The organism is Streptomyces sp. HUAS MS02 (genome assembly GCF_055702265.1).
Map to the genome: position 1 here is coordinate 7,036,688 of NZ_CM146747.1, position 15,381 is coordinate 7,052,068.

9 protein-coding genes and 2 pseudogenes are annotated in these 15,381 nt (G+C 71.4%); 3 read left to right on the top strand and 8 right to left on the bottom strand.

Going from position 1 to position 15,381, the window contains the following annotated elements:
• Nucleotides 1–70 precede the first annotated feature (70 nt).
• The 4 genes and pseudogenes from ACZ9QC_RS30245 to ACZ9QC_RS30260 form a co-directional block, all read right to left on the bottom strand.
• A pseudogene (locus tag ACZ9QC_RS30245) lies at nucleotides 71–3,094 on the bottom strand (putative T7SS-secreted protein); the annotation flags it as partial.
• The gene (locus ACZ9QC_RS30250) at nucleotides 3,094–3,786 is read right to left on the bottom strand and encodes a hypothetical protein (RefSeq protein ID WP_472916007.1); all 693 of its coding nucleotides are present in this window, start codon (nucleotides 3,784–3,786) and stop codon (nucleotides 3,094–3,096) included. The gene ACZ9QC_RS30250 and the pseudogene ACZ9QC_RS30245, both read right to left, overlap by 1 nt.
• Nucleotides 3,783–4,373 (bottom strand): hypothetical protein, encoded by a 591-nt coding sequence (locus tag ACZ9QC_RS30255; protein WP_472916008.1) that lies wholly within the window; start codon nucleotides 4,371–4,373, stop codon nucleotides 3,783–3,785. Before ACZ9QC_RS30255 ends, ACZ9QC_RS30250 begins: the two co-directional genes overlap by 4 nt.
• 353 nt (nucleotides 4,374–4,726) lie before the next feature.
• A complete protein-coding gene (locus ACZ9QC_RS30260) occupies nucleotides 4,727–5,275 on the bottom strand; it encodes a maleylpyruvate isomerase N-terminal domain-containing protein (protein WP_472916009.1) in 549 nt (182 codons plus the stop codon).
• 111 nt (nucleotides 5,276–5,386) lie between these two features.
• On the opposite strand from ACZ9QC_RS30260, the gene ACZ9QC_RS30265 reads away from it, so the two are divergent.
• Together ACZ9QC_RS30265 and ACZ9QC_RS30270 are read left to right on the top strand one after the other, a co-directional pair.
• Complete coding sequence (locus ACZ9QC_RS30265; RefSeq protein ID WP_472916010.1) at nucleotides 5,387–5,650, top strand: hypothetical protein; 264 nt, start codon at nucleotides 5,387–5,389, stop codon at nucleotides 5,648–5,650.
• A gap of 86 nt (nucleotides 5,651–5,736) precedes the next feature.
• Nucleotides 5,737–6,342 (top strand): response regulator transcription factor, encoded by a 606-nt coding sequence (locus ACZ9QC_RS30270; RefSeq protein ID WP_472921852.1) that lies wholly within the window; start codon nucleotides 5,737–5,739, stop codon nucleotides 6,340–6,342.
• A gap of 40 nt (nucleotides 6,343–6,382) precedes the next feature.
• Here the strand turns inward: ACZ9QC_RS30270 and ACZ9QC_RS30275 are convergent, their stop codons facing one another.
• The 4 genes and pseudogenes from ACZ9QC_RS30275 to lanKC form a co-directional block, all read right to left on the bottom strand.
• Nucleotides 6,383–8,455, bottom strand: a complete 2,073-nt coding sequence (locus ACZ9QC_RS30275) for an ATP-binding cassette domain-containing protein (protein ID WP_472916011.1) — start codon at nucleotides 8,453–8,455, stop codon at nucleotides 6,383–6,385.
• Nucleotides 8,452–10,242: an ABC transporter ATP-binding protein gene (locus ACZ9QC_RS30280; protein WP_472921853.1), complete on the bottom strand. Its 1,791-nt coding sequence runs from the start codon at nucleotides 10,240–10,242 to the stop codon at nucleotides 8,452–8,454. Before ACZ9QC_RS30280 ends, ACZ9QC_RS30275 begins: the two co-directional genes overlap by 4 nt.
• Before the next feature lie 309 nt (nucleotides 10,243–10,551).
• Nucleotides 10,552–10,683: a SapB/AmfS family lanthipeptide gene (locus ACZ9QC_RS30285; RefSeq protein WP_086799122.1), complete on the bottom strand. Its 132-nt coding sequence runs from the start codon at nucleotides 10,681–10,683 to the stop codon at nucleotides 10,552–10,554.
• Nucleotides 10,684–10,689: 6 nt separating this feature from the next.
• Nucleotides 10,690–13,454 (bottom strand): annotated as a pseudogene (gene lanKC / locus ACZ9QC_RS30290) (class III lanthionine synthetase LanKC).
• Nucleotides 13,455–13,841: 387 nt separating this feature from the next.
• Between lanKC and ACZ9QC_RS30295 the strand changes: the two are divergent.
• Nucleotides 13,842–15,368 carry a family 43 glycosylhydrolase gene (locus tag ACZ9QC_RS30295; protein ID WP_472916012.1) on the top strand — a complete coding sequence of 509 codons (1,527 nt, stop codon included), beginning with the start codon at nucleotides 13,842–13,844 and terminating at the stop codon, nucleotides 15,366–15,368.
• Nucleotides 15,369–15,381 lie beyond the last annotated feature (13 nt).

Consider the following 15,381-nt stretch of genomic DNA (forward strand, 5'->3'; position numbering starts at 1 on the left):
CGGGAAGGCGGTGATTACTTCATTTCCGTGTTCGACTGTAATGGATATATATTCATCACCTGCATTGAAGGTAGGCGTATGTCGTGACGTCGCCCGCCGCGTTCTTGCGGAGCAGTTGGCCCAGGGCGTTGCGCTCGAAGGACACCACCTGGCCGAGGGCGTTCGTGCGGGACGTCAGGCGGCCCGCCGCGTCGTGTGCGTAGGTGAGGGTGCGGCCGTCGAAGTCCGTCTCGGCGATCAGTGAACCTGCCGGGTCGTACTCGTAACTCCAGGTCAGGCCCTGCGGGTTGGTGACCTTGGTCAGCCGCAGCTCCAGGTCGTAGGCGAACTCGTGGCGTACGCCGTCCGGGCCTGTGCGGGCCGTCAGCAGGTCGAAGTGGGTGTATTCGAAGCGGGAGACGCCGCCCATCGGGTCGGTGTGGGTGGTGCAGTTGCCCTCACCGTCGTATGTCCACGACTCCGTGGTGCCGTCGGCGGCCGTGCGGCGGGCGAGGCGGCCTTCCACCGTCCACTCCAGCCGGGTCACCGCACCCGTCGGGTCCGTGATGGTGACGGGTCTGCCGAAGGGGTCACGTTCGTAGCGGGTGACCGCGCCGAGCGGGTTGGTGACTTCCAACGGGAGATCGGCGGGGTCGCAGCGGACGGTCGTCGTGTGGCCGAGGGGGTCGGTGACTGCGGTCAGGCGGCCCGCGTCGTCGTGGGTGAAGCGGGTGGTGAGGCCTGTGGGGGCGGTCACCGAGGTGCGGTTGCCGCGTTCGTCGTACGTCTGGCGGGTCACCGTGCCGTCCGGGTTCACCACCCGTGTCGGCAGGCCGAGGCCGTTGTACTCGGCTCGCGCCTCGCGGCCGTCCGGGCGTGTGACGACCGTGGGGTTGCCGGACTCGTCGTAGCGGAACGTGGTCGTGTGGCCCAGGGGGTCCGTCAGGGACAGCAGGCGGTTGTAGCGGTCCCGTTCGTAGCGGGTGACCGCGCCCAGGGGGTCGATGTCGGCGACCACCTGCCACGTCTCGTTGATGAGGAAGCGGCGGGTGTGGCCCTCGCCGGTCGTGGTGGTCGTGACGCGCAGGCCCGTGTCGGGGTCAGTGTCGTCGTACGAGACGCGCAGGGTCATGTGGCCGTCCGTGTCGCCCTCGGCGATACAGCGGTCCTGGTCGTCGTACTGGTACGAGTAGGCCCGGTCGTTGGTGTCCGTCCAGGATGTGACGCGGCCGGCCTCGTCGTAGGTGAAGCGGAGGGGGAGGCCGGAGGAGTTGACGACCTCGGTGAGGTTGCCGTCCGTGTAGCCGTAGCGCTTCAGCTCCTGGCCGGTGGCAGCCAGGTGGAGGGCCGTGACCCGGCCGGCCTCCGTGGTGACGCGGACGTCGTATCCGGCGCTGGAGACGATGCCGAGCGGGGTGCCTTCCGTGTCGTACTCGAAGGTGAGCCAGTTGCCGTTGCGGTCGTCGATCTGTTCGAGGACGGCGAGATCGTCCCGGCGGTCGGTGAAGTGCCAGGTGCGGCGCGTAGCGGGGTCGGTGACCGTGTAGCCGCCGTCCTCGCGGTCCAGGGGCCAGCGGGGGCCGTGGCCCGGGAGGGTCGGGGCGCCCGGCGCGGGGTGGGGATAGGCGAGGAGCAGGCCGTCCTCGGTGACGAAGATGACGCCCTCGGAGTCGATCTCCAGGCGCTGGTCGACGGTGGAGGACCAGGACGGGCCGAACCACTTGCCCAGGTGGTAGCCCGACTCGACGCGGCGTCTGAACACCAGAGGAAGGGCGCCGGGCAGGCTCACGTCTGTCTGGGGGAGGTACATCCGGCCGGTGGCGAAGTCGATCGGGTCGGAGCCCCGCGACTCCACCGCGTCGGGCTGACGCGAGTCCCGGCCGGGAGCGTCACCGACACTCTCTCGCGCCGACGGATTCGGCTTCTTTCCCGACTCGAACACGTCCTCGGCGGTGTGTCTGAGCGTGCCTTTGATGCCGCCCGTCACCGCCCCGCGCGCTGCCCCCGCCCCCTTGGTTCCGAGGAGGTCGAGGACGACGCGGCCCCCGAATTCGGACGGGTCCTTCTTGGCGGACTGCCAGGCGTCCTTGAGGGCCCGGTCGGGGTGCGCCACCGTCGACGTGAGCCCCGCGAGCGTCATGTTGACGTTCTGGTAGTACTCGGCGGGGTGGGCGATGTTGTACGGGTCGAGGGCGTTCATGCTGCGGCCGAAGGTGATGATGCCTGCGCCGCCCTTGACGACGCCCCCGGCGACATGGAGCAGCTCCGTGCTCTGCGCCGCCCCGTAGTCGGTGATGTCGGCGGCGAGCTTGAGGGCGGGCGGTAGTTCGGCGGGGGCGTGTTCCAGGGCTGCCTTGACCGAGGTGGTGGCGGTGCGGGCGGCCTCGTTGCGCTGGCGGCGGGCCTCCTTGAGGAGTTCGTGGGCGCGGGCGATGTCCGCCTTGCCCGGGTCGCTGAACTCGGCCGGCTTGGGGCCGGGATCCTCACCGGCCTTCACCTTCGCGTTGTAGGCGTCGACCTTGGTGTTGTACGCCTCCACGGCCGCCTTGGACGCTTTCACGCCCGCCTTGTAGGCGTCGATGGCGTCCTGGGCCTGGCCCTGGGCCCACTTGACCGTGTCCGCGTACGAGTCGAGCGCCTTCGCGGCCTTGTCGCAGGCGTCCGCCGCGTGCAGCCACTTCTTGGGGTGCATGGCGAACTTCTCGCGGAAGGTGTCGGCGGCCTTGCCCTTCCAGCGGGAGGAGTCCAGCTTGCGCATGCCGTCGCCGACCTTGTCGAAGGCCGTGTGGAAGTCCTTGAGGTGCTTGGCGCTCTCCTGGATGCGGCCGACATTGCCGTGGATCAGTTCGTTTGCCTGCTCGGTCTCCCCGAGCTGCTGTTCGCCGGGGGTGGCGCCCAGGGCGGACGCGGCGCCGTCGCCCCAGTCCTCCACCTTGTCCGCGACGCCCCGGAGGCCCATGTCCTCCAAACGCTCACCGGCATAGTCGGTGCCCGCGTCGATGCCTTCGCCGACGAGCTTCTTGCCGTCGGCGTACACCTCTTCGGCCTTGCCGACGACCGTGTTGGCGGCGCCCTTGAGCTTGTCTCCCACGCCGTCCGGTATCCAGCCGCCCATCAGCCCGCGTCCCCGCCTCGCTGGTTCTCGTCCACGCCGGCCTGGGCCGCCTGTTCACGCTCCTCGCGCGAGGGGCTGTACTGCCGGTCCAGCCACGCCTCGTACTGCTGGTCGGTCATGCCCATCGACTCCTGCGGGTCGACCGGCCCGTTCTGGAGGACGGGGGACGTCAGCACGTCACGCTGTGCGTCGTTCCAGGCCTGGTCGGTGTTCTCCTGGGCCCGGTCCCAGGACTCCGCGCTCCAGTCTGAGGTGGCGAACATGTGGTTGTCGCCGATCTCGCCCCAGGACATCTGGGTGACCTCGTCCTCGGTGAGGTGCGGGTTGCCCATCACGGAGTTCGCCGCGATCTTGAAGGTGCCGTCGATGTACTGCTCGGTCTCGTGGAACGTCCCCGCCGCCAGGCCCACCGCGTCCGCGAAGGTGCTGCCCTCCAGGATCAGCGCGCGGACCCCCCACTCCCAGCGCTCACAGAAGGTGTCGAGCGCCGACGTCAGTCCGCCGTGTCCCAACTCCAGGCCGGACAGGGCCAGGTCCGAGAAGCCGCGGCCCACGCTCGCCTCGCCGACCATGCCGAGTTCACGGAGCTCCGACAGGGCCAGGTTGATGCCCTCGGTGATCAGCGACAGGCCCTCCACCTGAAGGTCCTTGCCCTCGCCTCCGCCGCCCCCGCCACCTCCGCCGTCGTTCATCGAGTCAACTCCTCCCCGTTCGGGGCGATCCCGTTCATGTCGTTCGTGTCTGCGTGCACGTCCGCGTCCAGCGCCGCCGCGTCCGGCACGATCCCCACGACCGGCGGGAACAGTGCCCCCTGACCCTCGCTGCCTACGTCCAGCGCCACCCCGTACGGCACCGGCATCGCCGGGATCGCCACGTCCAGCAGCCGGGCGCCCAGGACACGGTCGTACGTCCACTCCCGCGCTCCTTCGCCCCTTGCGATGGCGAATCGTGCCAGGGAGGGCTCGTCCGAGAAGGCGTAGATCCAGCGGATACCGCCGAACTCCCCGGTGAGCGGGTCGCCGTCAGCTGACAGGGGCACCAGGACCGCCGTACGCCGGAACTCACCGAGTAGAGCGGCGGCTTCGCGCCGCCGACGGCGGTGGTGGAGGGCGGCCTGGTCCGTGGCAGGCCGCTCAGGAGCGGCATCCGGAACGTGTTCAGGAGGGGGCGGGGGAGTGGCCTCGGCCGGCTCCGCCGGGGCGGTCGGCTCCAGGTAGTCGTAGATCCTGGACCGGCGCGTCCCCTCCGCCGCTCCACCGCCTCCCCCGTGATCGGACATGCGCGTGATCATCGCATCGACGCACTGCGAGCTGCAACGCCAAGACCTTTGCCGCAGAGGCGTGTCACTGGCACCCGGCGCGGTCGTCACGCTGCACGTCTTCGGCTCCGGGCGACGCCCTGGCCGTGGCGACGCGGCTGTCGGTCGCCCTGCACCGGACCGGTGGCTGCTTCTCCGCCAGGAAGACCGCCCCAAGCGCGGCGGACCTCGGACAGTGACCCTTCACGGTTGCGAGCAGCAACTGCTGGATGCCTACCCGTCAGGGCGATGGCGGACGTGGTGCTAACGGCAGGACGGGAACGGGCCGCGCGGACTGTGCGCGAGGGGACGGAGAGTGCAGCGCCGCGAACCTGTCATCGCCTCCGTTGGGACAGTCCGCCGCGCGCGCAGTGTGCGGGCTCGCGCGGCGGCAGGCGATACAGGCCCCGTGTGAGCCGTTCGCCATCGAGCAAGCCACGGGCTCCCGTAGTGCAGTCAGACGCGCCGCGGCCATCGTCCTTGACGACCTGACCTGGACGACCTGACGCCCTGCCTACCCCGGACCACACAGTCCTCGGCCGCCGTGCGCGCATGCCTGGGGCCGGTGGCTGGTCCTGGGTCGCCTGTAGGCCGCCGCCAGGCGGACGGTCAGCGCTGCCAGGGGGTCTTCGACGGGTGGGGGTGGCGTCGGGGGCGGCCTGGCTCGCGAGCGTGATCAGGACGTCCTGTGCGTCGATGATCAGGTGGCAGGCGAGGTCCCTCACCAGCCAGCCCGCGCAGCCCGACGGCTGTTCGAAATCCTTGTCCGTGAGGTCCGCTACCGCCGCGCGCAACGCTGCCCAGGAAGAGGAGAAAAGGTCCACCCCTCCGCGGTAGTCCAGAGCATTGACCTTGTCGGGAGGCTTTGGGGCGACGACCTCCACGCCCCAACTCTCCGATTTCGAAAGGTATTTGACCTTCGGGTCCTACTCGACCGCGACCGCCGCCTCGCTCGGTACGCCGCCGATCCGCAGGGCTCGTTCCCGTGTCGGGGCATGCTGCTGGACCTGAAGACGCAGGAGGTGCGGCGGGTCAGCCGCGAGACGGACGGCTCGAAGACCTCCTACCGGTGCGAGGAGCAGTTGCTGTCCCCGGGGCAGGACGGCAAGCCCGTCACCGTGGGCGGCGCGGCGCTGAGCGGGGACGCGTCGACGGTCGTCTTCGAGTCGTACTACCCGGGGCTGGTGCCCGAGGACACGAATCTGATCGGGGATGCGTTCGTCGCGCCGTACGGTGATAAATCCGGCAATAAGGGGTAAGGGCGGCATTACGTCGTACGGTGTTGTCCCGGTCCCGGAGGCACGGAGGGTGCGAAGGGGGCCGCTTGACACCGGCGGGAGCGATGGTGATCCGGGTGCTTCTTGTCGAGGAGACGGACCTCGTACGTGGGGCGCTCGCCGCCTTGCTGGCCCGTGAGGAGGACATCGATGTGGTCGCGGCGCTGCCGGGACATGAGCAGACGGTGACGCGGGCGCTGGCCCACCGGCCTGACGTGGTTGTCATCGACAGCGACGACGGTGAGAGCGGGGCGCTCGGCAGCTCGCGGGAGCTGGCCCTGCGGTTGCCCGAGTGCCGGACGCTGTTGGTGACCCATTCGGCGACCGCCGGGTTCTTGCGGCAGGCGCTGGCGTGGCGCGTGGCGGGTCTCATCGGCAAGAACGGGCCCAGTGACCTCCTGGCGCAGGCGGTGCGCAAGGTGGCGGCGGGCGAGAGGTTTCTCGATCCGGAACTCGCTCTGCTCGCGCTCCTCTCGGCGGAGAGTCCGTTGACGCCGAGGGAGCACGAGGTGCTGCGGCTGGCGGCGGGCGGCCTGCCGACCCGGGAGATCGCCGAGCGGCTGTCGTTGTCGGTGGGGACCGTGCGCAATCACCTGAACGCGGTCTCCAGGAAGACGGGGGCACGCAACCGCATCGACGCGATCCGGATCGCCCGCGAGTCCGGGTGGTTGTAGGCGACGGGTGCGGGTCCTTCCGACGAGGGCCGAGCTGAGATCAGGGTCGGATACTGGTCGAAGGGGCCGAGGGGGCTGGGGAGGTTGAAGGGCTCGCGGGGGACGCGTGGGGAGCGTGAGGCCTGTCGGTTCCACCGTTCGCGTCGGGCTCGTCGGGCTCGCCGGGTGCCATGTCGGGCGTCATCGGGTCCCAGTGGCCGATCAGGTCGCGGTAGAGGGCGCAGTCGGACAGCAGGTGCTCGTGGGTGCCCAGGTGGTGGCGTGGGCCGTCCAGGACGAGGACCAGGTCGGCGCGGAGTGCCGAGGTGATCCGGTGGGCGCAGACGATCAGGGTGGCGGGGCGGGCGGCGAAAGCGCGCTCGGCGACCGCCTCGGCGGCCGGGTCGAGGTGGCAGGTCGCCTCGTCCAGGAGGACCAGCCCCGCGGGGGGCAGCACGGCGCGGACCAGGGCGATCAGCTGGCGCTCCCCGGCGGAGAGCAGGGACGGGTCCACCGTCGCGTCGTAGCCGCCCAGGCGGTCGGCTAGAGGGCCCGCGCCGATCGCGTCGACCGCCGAGTCGAGGGCGGCGGGTGCTGCCGTGGGGTGGAGGTAGGTGAGGTTCTCGCGGAGTGTGCCGGTGAAGACGTATGCCTCCTGCGGGATCAGCACGCGCGAGCGTGACAACTGGCGCGGATCGGTGTCGCCGGTGCCCGGGTCCAGGGGACGGACGGGTGCCCCGCCCAGGCGGATCAGGCCCGTCCGGGGTGTCAGTACCCCGGCGATGAGCGCGGCCAGAGTGGACTTTCCCGCGCCGCTGGGGCCGACCACCGCCAGATGGGTGCCGGGTGCCAGGGTGAGGTCGAGATCCCGGACGACGGGCTCGGCGGATCGGGCGTAACCGAAGGTGACGCCGCGCAGCTCGACCCGCCCGTCTTCGACCCCACCGTTCGCGACGCGCCCGTCTTCGCCCCGACCCTTAGCGACGCGCCCGTTTTCGGCAGCGGAAGGTGGGGGCGAGGGTGGCGCACCGGCGGCTGACGGGCGGCTGACCTGCCCGTGCGGCATGCCCGCCTCGTCCGGCTCGCCACCTGTGACGCGTGTGCCGACCGGATCGTCACCGGAGGCGGTTCCTGGTGAGGGCGCCCGCGAGGCCCCCGTCACCGCCCCCGGCTCCAGCCCCGGCTCCGTCGTCGTCTCCAAGATGCGAGCCGTCGTGACCAGCAGCCACAGCCCGCTGCCGCCGACGCCCCGGACGAAGTTCTGCAGGGCCGGCTGGAGGCTCTGCGAGAGGTAGGTGAGAGCGCCCAGGATCGCGCCCGTGGTCACTCCGCCGCGGAGCAGCCAGGGGGTACCGGCCAGGATGAGGACAAAGGGCAGCCAGCCGCCGATGCCAAGGGCGGCGGTCCGCAGGGCGGTGAGGCGGGCCAGCGCGCGGGCCGCGCCGGCCGCCGTGTCGATGCGGGCGTCGAGCCGGTCGCGTACGACGTGTTCGGCACCGCAGGCCGTGATGTCCCGCAGCCCTTCGGCCACCGCGCCCGCCTGCTCGGCGATCGCCTCGTCGGCCACCACGACAGCGCGCTGCCTGGCCGCCATCGCGCGCAGTGCCAGGAGAAAGAGCGCCAGGCCGGCCGCGAGAGGCGGTACGACGAACAGGAGGAGCGCGGGATCGAGCGCCGCCAGGCCGAACAGCACGCTCACGGCCGTCACGGTGAAGGTCTGCACGAACATCACGACCGCCCCGTACGACTCGCGGGCGATCTCCACCTGCTCGGTCAGCCGGGCCACGCCCGCCGTGTCGGGGGGCCGGCCGAGGCGGGCGGAGCGGAGCAGTGTTCCGGTGGTGACGAGGGCGACCAGGTCGTCGCGGAAGGGTTCGACCACCTCGGCCAGCCGCAGCGTGGTCTGCCGCGTTCCCCAGGCGCCGATCAGGGTGGCGACGGCCAGCAGCCCGAGCCAGCCGAGACCCTCGGGGACACGGTCGGAGAGGAAACCGTCGTCCACGGCCCGGGCGACCAGCAGGCCGGACAGCAGCGCGGGAACGGCCTGGACCAGCGACCAGCCGGCCAGCTGGACGAATCGACGGCGCCGGGTGCGCAGGCTGGAGCGGAGCAGCCGACGTGCCTCCGGGTTCACCGTGGGCCTCCGCGCCGTGGTGACGCCGAATTCCCGCGGCCGTGTGCCGCCGCCGGGCCTGGTGGTGTCCCCCCGCCGTCCGGGCGGAAGACGGCCCGGTATCCGGGAACGGCCCACAGCGCCCGGTGAGTGGCCCGGCGCCGGACGCGGCCCTCGTCGAGCCAGACGACGAAGTCGGCGCGGGCGGCGGTGGAGGCGCGATGGGTCACGATGAGCCGGGTGCGGGTGGCGAGGGGGCCGGCACCGGTGAGGACCTGGGTGATGTCGTGCTCGGTGACGGTGTCGAGGCTGGCGGTGACGTCGTCGAGGACGAGGAGCCGGCCCGCCCGGCCGGACTGGGCGAACGCGCGGGCCAGACCCACCCGTTGGGTCTCTCCGCCGGACAGCGGGGCGACGGCGACGGCGGTGGCGTAACCGTCGGGCATGGTCCGCAGGAAGGTGTCCGCACGGGCGATGGCGGCGGCCTCCCGCACCGCTTCGTCGCGGGCGACGGCGGCGGCCCCCCGCACCGCCTCGTCCGGCTCGCGTCGCGCCGGACGGCCAAGGGAGATCGCCTCGGCGAACGTCTCGCCGAGCAGGGTGGGCCGTTCGAAGCCGTAGGCGACGGCCTGCCGCAGATCCGCATGGGCGAGGTCGGGCAGCGGTACCCCGTCCAGCCGTACCTCGCCGTCGTCGGGGTCGGTGAGCCGGCCGGCCAGCGCGGCCAGCAGGGACTTTCCGGAGCCGGAGCGGCCCACCACGGCGGTCAGGGTGCCCTCCGGGACCACCAGGTCGACGTCGTCCAGGATCGTGCCGCCCTCGGGAGTGCGTACGGTGACGTGGCGAAACTCCAGTCGGCCGCCGCCCGGGGCCGGCAGGGGGGTGTGGCCGTACGACATCGGGGACGAGTCCAGCACCTCGGCGACCCGCCCGGCGGTGGCGCGGGCGAGGGCCAGTTTGCTGACGGAGGCGACCAGCGAGCTCACCCCGGTGGCCAGGACGACGTACTCGGTCGCGGCCAGCAGCTGACCCGGGCTGATGCGGTCCCGGGCGAGCAGCAGCCCCGCCACGGCCAGGACGGCGATCTCGAGCAGGGGCACGATCACGGCGTCCCGGGTGGAGACACGGGAGAGGGCCCGCCACATCCCCCGGCCATGGCGGTGGAGTTCGGGGAGCGGTGCGAGCACGCGGTCGGTCTCGCGGGCGGTGGTCCCGGCGGCGGTGATGGTGCGGATGCCGGTGAGGGCGTCCGCGAGGCGGGTGGCGATACGGCCCTGGGCGGCGAAGTACCGGTCGTTGACCTCGGAGACGTCACGGGCGAAGGCGTGCACCATCAGTACGATCAGCGGGAGTCCCGCGACGAAGGTGAGGCACAGCCAGGGGTCGATGAGGGCCAGCGCCACCACGGCCCCCACCGGGGGGATCAGTTCGGTCACCGCCCACACCAGACCCGAAGGGGCGCTGCCGGCCCGGCTCGTGTTGCCCACCAGACGCGCGGTCAGGTCGCCGGGGGTGTGGCGGCGGGTCGCCCGGGGGCCCATGCCGAGGACGTGCCCGAGCAGGGTGTGCCGCAGCCAGGCGGTGGAGCGGGCGTTGGCGACGGCGCCGGCGTAGTCGTCCAGGGCGTCGCACACGATGAGCAGCACGACGGCGACGACGGAGAGCGTCAGCCACAGGGCGGTGCCACCGGAGCCCAGTACCGCGTCGACCGTGCGGCCCATGAGGGCCGGCAGGACGACGTAGATCCCGGCGAGCAGCAGGGATGTGGCGGCCAGGAGGACACCCCAGACGCCCCCTCGACGGACCACCGCCAGCAGCAGACGATCCGCCGCGCGCCGGTCTCCGGGGGTGCCCGGTTCGTCCTCCGCGGGTCCTGGTTCGTCCTTCGAGGTGTCGAGTCCGTCCTTCGAGGTGTCGAGTCCGTCCTTCGAGGTGTCGACTCGGTCCTCCGAAGTGGCGAGTCGGTCCTCCGAAGGTGTGAGCCGGTCCTTCGAGGCGTGGCTTCGGCCCTCCGATGTGGCCCTTCGGTCCACGGCCACTCCTCTCGCAATCGGTTTCGGCGGAGGGGGCGGGGGCACCGATGGTGCCCCCGCCGTCGTGGTCGGAGTTCCCGGCCGCTAGCAGAAGAGGAGGCTGAAGATGCTTCCTCCACCTCCGACGATGCAGCCCTTGCTGGCCCGGCTGCCCGGCGGCGGCTTCAGACCGGTCTCCGATTCGATGGTCAGGCCCTGCAGTTCGAGCAGTGACATGCGTGCTCACCTCCCTTCGCGTACGTGCTGGGGGACGGGAATGTCGCGTGCGGACCGGCCCGGGGTCAGGAAGGGCAGTCCGGTGGGTGTGGCGTGGCAGGCGGCGCCCACGGCGAGAACGACGCCCGCGCCGCCGGTGGCCAGGTCCATGGACAGCCGCATCAACTGCTCACCGGGGAAAGCCAATCGGCCGTCGAGGAGACAGGCGTGGCGGCCCAGTCGGCGGATGTGCGCGGCGACCACGGGGTCGCGGGCGGCGGCCGTGCCGGACGGGTGGGCGCGGCTGCGGTAAAGGATCATCCCGGCGACTCCGTCGAAGAGGCCGGGTTCGATGTAGAACGATGCCCGGGAGGCCTCGCGGATCGCGGCGGCGGCCGTCGCGAACTCCTCGTCCGGGCGGAGCGCCAGGTAGTCGTCGAGGACCATGCCGATGCCCACGCTGCCGTCGGCGAGGTAGGGCATGGTGCGGTACCCCTCGTTCACCTCCATCGAGCCCTCCTCGCGCACCACGCAGCGCCGCAGGTCCTGGCGCAGGGCGGTGGCGGCGAGGTCGAGATGCGCCGGGTCGCCGTCGCGCTCGTGGAGGCGCAGGAACAGCAGCGCCGGTCCGGACGAGCCGTAGATCAGTCCGGCTCTCGGGTGGACGCCACCGCTGGTCTCCGGTACTCCGTCGGCGGGGCCCAGCCGGTCGGCGACGGTCGCCGCGACCTGGTGGGCGGCGTCGCGGCAGGCGACGTCACCGGTGGTGTCCGCGAAGTGCAGCAGGGCGAGCCCGATGCCGGACAGCCCGCCACTTAGGTCGGAGGCCAGGTTCTGCCGGCGTTCGGCGAGGCACATGTCGAGGATCTTGACGGCCTCCTCGCGGTGCCCCAGGTGGTCGAGGGCGAAGGCGACGCCGTGCAGTCCGTCGTAGAGGCCGAGGCGGGTGCCGGGCGGCGGGTGCAGCGCGTGCCGCGTCAGCCAGTCCTCGTGGTCGGGGTGGCGTCCGGCGCCGGTGACGTCCAGCGCGTACAGCACTCCGGCGGCGCCGTGGGCGAGGCCGAGACCACCGCCGGGCGCCGCGAACTGCTCGATGTCGCCGGGGAAGAGCCGGTCGTCGCGCTCGGGTGTGGCGGAGGCGAGGATCGCGGCCGTGATCGACTCGCGGGCACGCAGCCAGCCGGCGTGGTCGGGTTCGAGCCGGGGTTCGTCGTCGGCGGCCCCGGCGCCCGCCGCGAGGGTCCTCGCGGTTGGCGTGCCGCTGGGCCTCGCGGCGGCCCTCCCAGCGGTAGTGCCGCTGCCCCTCGCGGTGGCCCTTCCGACGTTCCTCCCGGCGCCCGTTCCGGCAGCCCTCCCGGCGGTCGTCCCGGCGGTGCTCCCGGCGTCGCCGGTGATCGTGCGCACGGCCTCGTCGAGGAGGCCGTCGGGGACCGGGAACAGCCGGGCGGCCTCCCTGGCCAGCTGGCCCGCCTTGCCGCGGTCCAGTTCGATCAGGCCCGTCAGCGGCACGAAGAGACAGAGTTCCAGGCAGGCCAGCGCGTGTACCGGTCGATGTCGAAACCGGTGGCGGTGCTCGGCGCGTGGAAGCCCGGCGCGGCGAGGACCTGGTGGCGGGCGTGCGCCACGTCCGACGCGCCCTCGAAGTCGATCAGGACCACCGTGTCGTCCGGACGGACCATGACATTGAAGGTGTGGACGTCGCCGATGACGATGTTCCGCTCATGGACCGCCGCGACGGCCTCCCGCACCCGCCGGAGCACGTCCAGCGCCCAGACGGTGTACTCGGGGAAGGCGGCCGGGGCAGGGTCCAGGGCGGCGAGGGGACTGCGCTCGACGATCAGTTGATGCAGGGGCTTGCCCTCGATGAAGTCCTCGACGAGGAAGTGGTGACCGCCGAGTTCGAAGTGGTCGTGCAGTGCGGGGACGCACGGCAGTCCGCGCAGCCGTTCCAGGGCCTCCCGCTCGCGCTTCAGCCTGGTGACGGCGTCCGCGCCGTCCGGGGTGAGCCCGGCGTACGGCCGGGCCTCCTTGAGCACGACCCGGTCCTCGGTGCGCCTGTCCACCCCGGCGTACAGGCCGCCCCCGTTGGAGAAGTGCAGTGCCCGGTCGATCCGGTAGGGCAGGTCGGCCACGGTGGTCCGGCGGCTCGCGGCCAGATGGGGTTCGAGGAAGCCGGGCAGTTCCACCCATTCGGGCACCTGGAAGGTGGGGCCGCGTACATCGGGCACCAGCCGCCCCGACGGATCCGCGACCGCCTGCTGCACCACCCCGTCGGCCGATACGCAGTATCGGTCGGCGAAGGCGCCGTACCTGACGTGGAGAGGGCCGTCGCCCCAGCGTAGATCGCTGAGGATGTACGGTCCGGGCCGGCCGTCGAGGACGCCGCCCAGCTCGGTGAGGACGCGCTCGCACGCGGCCTCGTCGCTCGGGTAGACGGTCACGAACTTCCCGCTCGATCCCCGGTGCGCGTACTTGGCGTTGGCGAGGAACAGGGTCTCCAGGTCGGGGAGGAACTTGAAGGCGATACCGCGCGGCACACAGTGGTCCCAGACCTCGTCCAGGATCGACTGGGCGTTGTCCAGGCAGGCGGAGACATGGATCTTCCAGCCCTGCGCGGGAAGCCGTACGCCGGGCGGGCGGTAGGCCAGCCAGTCGCCGACCCTCTCGCGCGTCCACGACGCGGGGAGCGGGGCCCGTGTCTGCCGGAACCGGCTGCGTTTCCCACCGTGCGACGAGGGAGTGTCGTAGAAGTGCGGGTGGGTGAGGCAGTAGACCTCGTAGCGCTTGTCCACGGGGACCTCCAGACGGGTGCCTGCCCATCACGGCTGTCCTGGCTTTCCTTTCCCACGATGGCAGAGCACGGGGGCACGGACATCGGCCGACTGTCACCCGTCCACCGTGAGAAACGCATGGGTGGATCCGTGCACATCGCACAGTCGCCCGTGCACATCGCAGAGTCGCCCCGTTCGCCCGTGGCGGCGGCAACGCCCGCGCCCCGGCGGTCGCAGCCGCGGCAACGGTCGTGGACCTCGCGACCACGAAACTCTGTCGCATCCATTGACGCCCCACAGGCCCCAGCTTTACCTTCTGGCCGAAGTTACGCACAGTGTTCGTGATATCGAACAAACCGGGCGAGTCAGGAAGCCCGGCAACGAGCCGCCTCCCGGAAGGGACCTTTTGTGTTCCCCACCCCCGCCCGTCGCTGGTCGACGCTCCGCCGCAGCCTGATACCGGCGGTGCTGCTGGCCCTCTTCACCTCACTCCTGTCCGTCCAGACCGTCCACACCGCGCAGTCCGCCGCCGCGGCCGACGGCAAGCCCTACACCAACCCGGTCAAGTCGCAGAAGGGCGCCGACCCGTGGCTGGAGTACTACAACGGCAACTACTACCTGGTGACTACCTCGTTCACCGGTGAGCTGACCATGCGCAAGTCACCCACGCTGGCCGGGCTGAGCACCGCGCCCAGCGTGCAGGTGTGGTCGGACAGCACCTCCACCCGCAACTGGAACATGTGGGCCCCGGAGATCCACTTCTTCGACGGCAAGTGGTACCTCTACTACTCCGCCGGGCCGCGCGCCTCCGCCTGCTGCGACGACCAGCGCACCCACGTCCTGGAGAGCGCCGGGTCCGACCCGATGGGGCCGTACACCTTCAAGAACACCCTCACCGGCTCCAACCTCAACCCGAACGGCTGGCTGATCGACGTCAGCGTGCTCAAGCACGACAACAAGCTGTACCTGGTCGGCAGCGGCTCGGTGGGCGGCAGCAAGCAGAGCCTCGTCATCGCGCCGCTCAGCAACCCGTACACCCTCGCGAGCTCCACCTTCACCGTCATCTCCAGCCCGACCCTGAGCTGGGAGACGCAGAGCGGTGAGGTGAACGAGGGACCGGAGCCGCTCTACCGGAACGGGCGTACGTTCCTCGTCTACTCCGCCAGCGCCTGCTGGGGCCCCGACTACAAGCTCGGGCAGCTGGAGCTGACCGGGGCCGACCCGCTGCTCGCCTCCTCCTGGACCAAGAAGCAGACCCCGGTGTTCCAGCGGAGCGACGCGAACGGGGTCTACGCGCCGGGCCACAACGGGTTCTTCACCTCGCCCGACGGCACCGAGAACTGGATCGTCTACCACGCCAACGACGCCGCGAGCGACGGCTGCGACAACGGCCGTACGACCCGCGCCCAGAAGTTCACCTGGAACGCCGACGGCACCCCGAACTTCGGCACCCCGGTCGCCCTCGGCACCACCCTCGCCGGCCCTTCCGGAGAGACGGCGACGACCCCGACCGCGTACACCATCGTCAACCGCAACAGCGGCAAGTGCCTGGACGTCAGCGGCGGCAACACGGCCGACGGGACCAACATCCTCCAGTGGACCTGCAACGGCGGGGCCAACCAGAAGTGGCGGATCGAGGACCGCGCCGACGACACCAGCCGGCTGGTGAACGTCGCCACCGGCAAGGTCGCCGACGTCGCCGACTGCGCGAGCGCCGACGGCACCGACATCCGGCAGTGGTCCTGGCTGAACAACAACTGCCAGAAGTTCCGCCTGGTCCACCTCGGCGGCGACCACGTCCGGATCGTCAACGCCGCCACCGGCAAGGTCATGGACGTCGCCGACTGCGGCACCGCCAACGGCACCGACGTACGCCAGTGGTCCTGGCTCAACAACAACTGCCAGCAGTGGCGGCTCGTCCCCACGACCGCCTGATTCCCCCATCGAC

Bases quoted from the DNA above. Each gene is read 5' to 3' on its own strand.
- ACZ9QC_RS30285 (WP_086799122.1), bottom strand. From the start codon at position 10,683: ATGTCACTGCTCGAACTGCAGGGCCTGACCATCGAATCGGAGACCGGT.
- ACZ9QC_RS30265 (WP_472916010.1), top strand. From the start codon at position 5,387: ATGCTGCTGGACCTGAAGACGCAGGAGGTGCGGCGGGTCAGCCGCGAG.
- ACZ9QC_RS30250 (WP_472916007.1), bottom strand. From the start codon at position 3,786: ATGAACGACGGCGGAGGTGGCGGGGGCGGCGGAGGCGAGGGCAAGGAC.
- ACZ9QC_RS30255 (WP_472916008.1), bottom strand. From the start codon at position 4,373: ATGTCCGATCACGGGGGAGGCGGTGGAGCGGCGGAGGGGACGCGCCGG.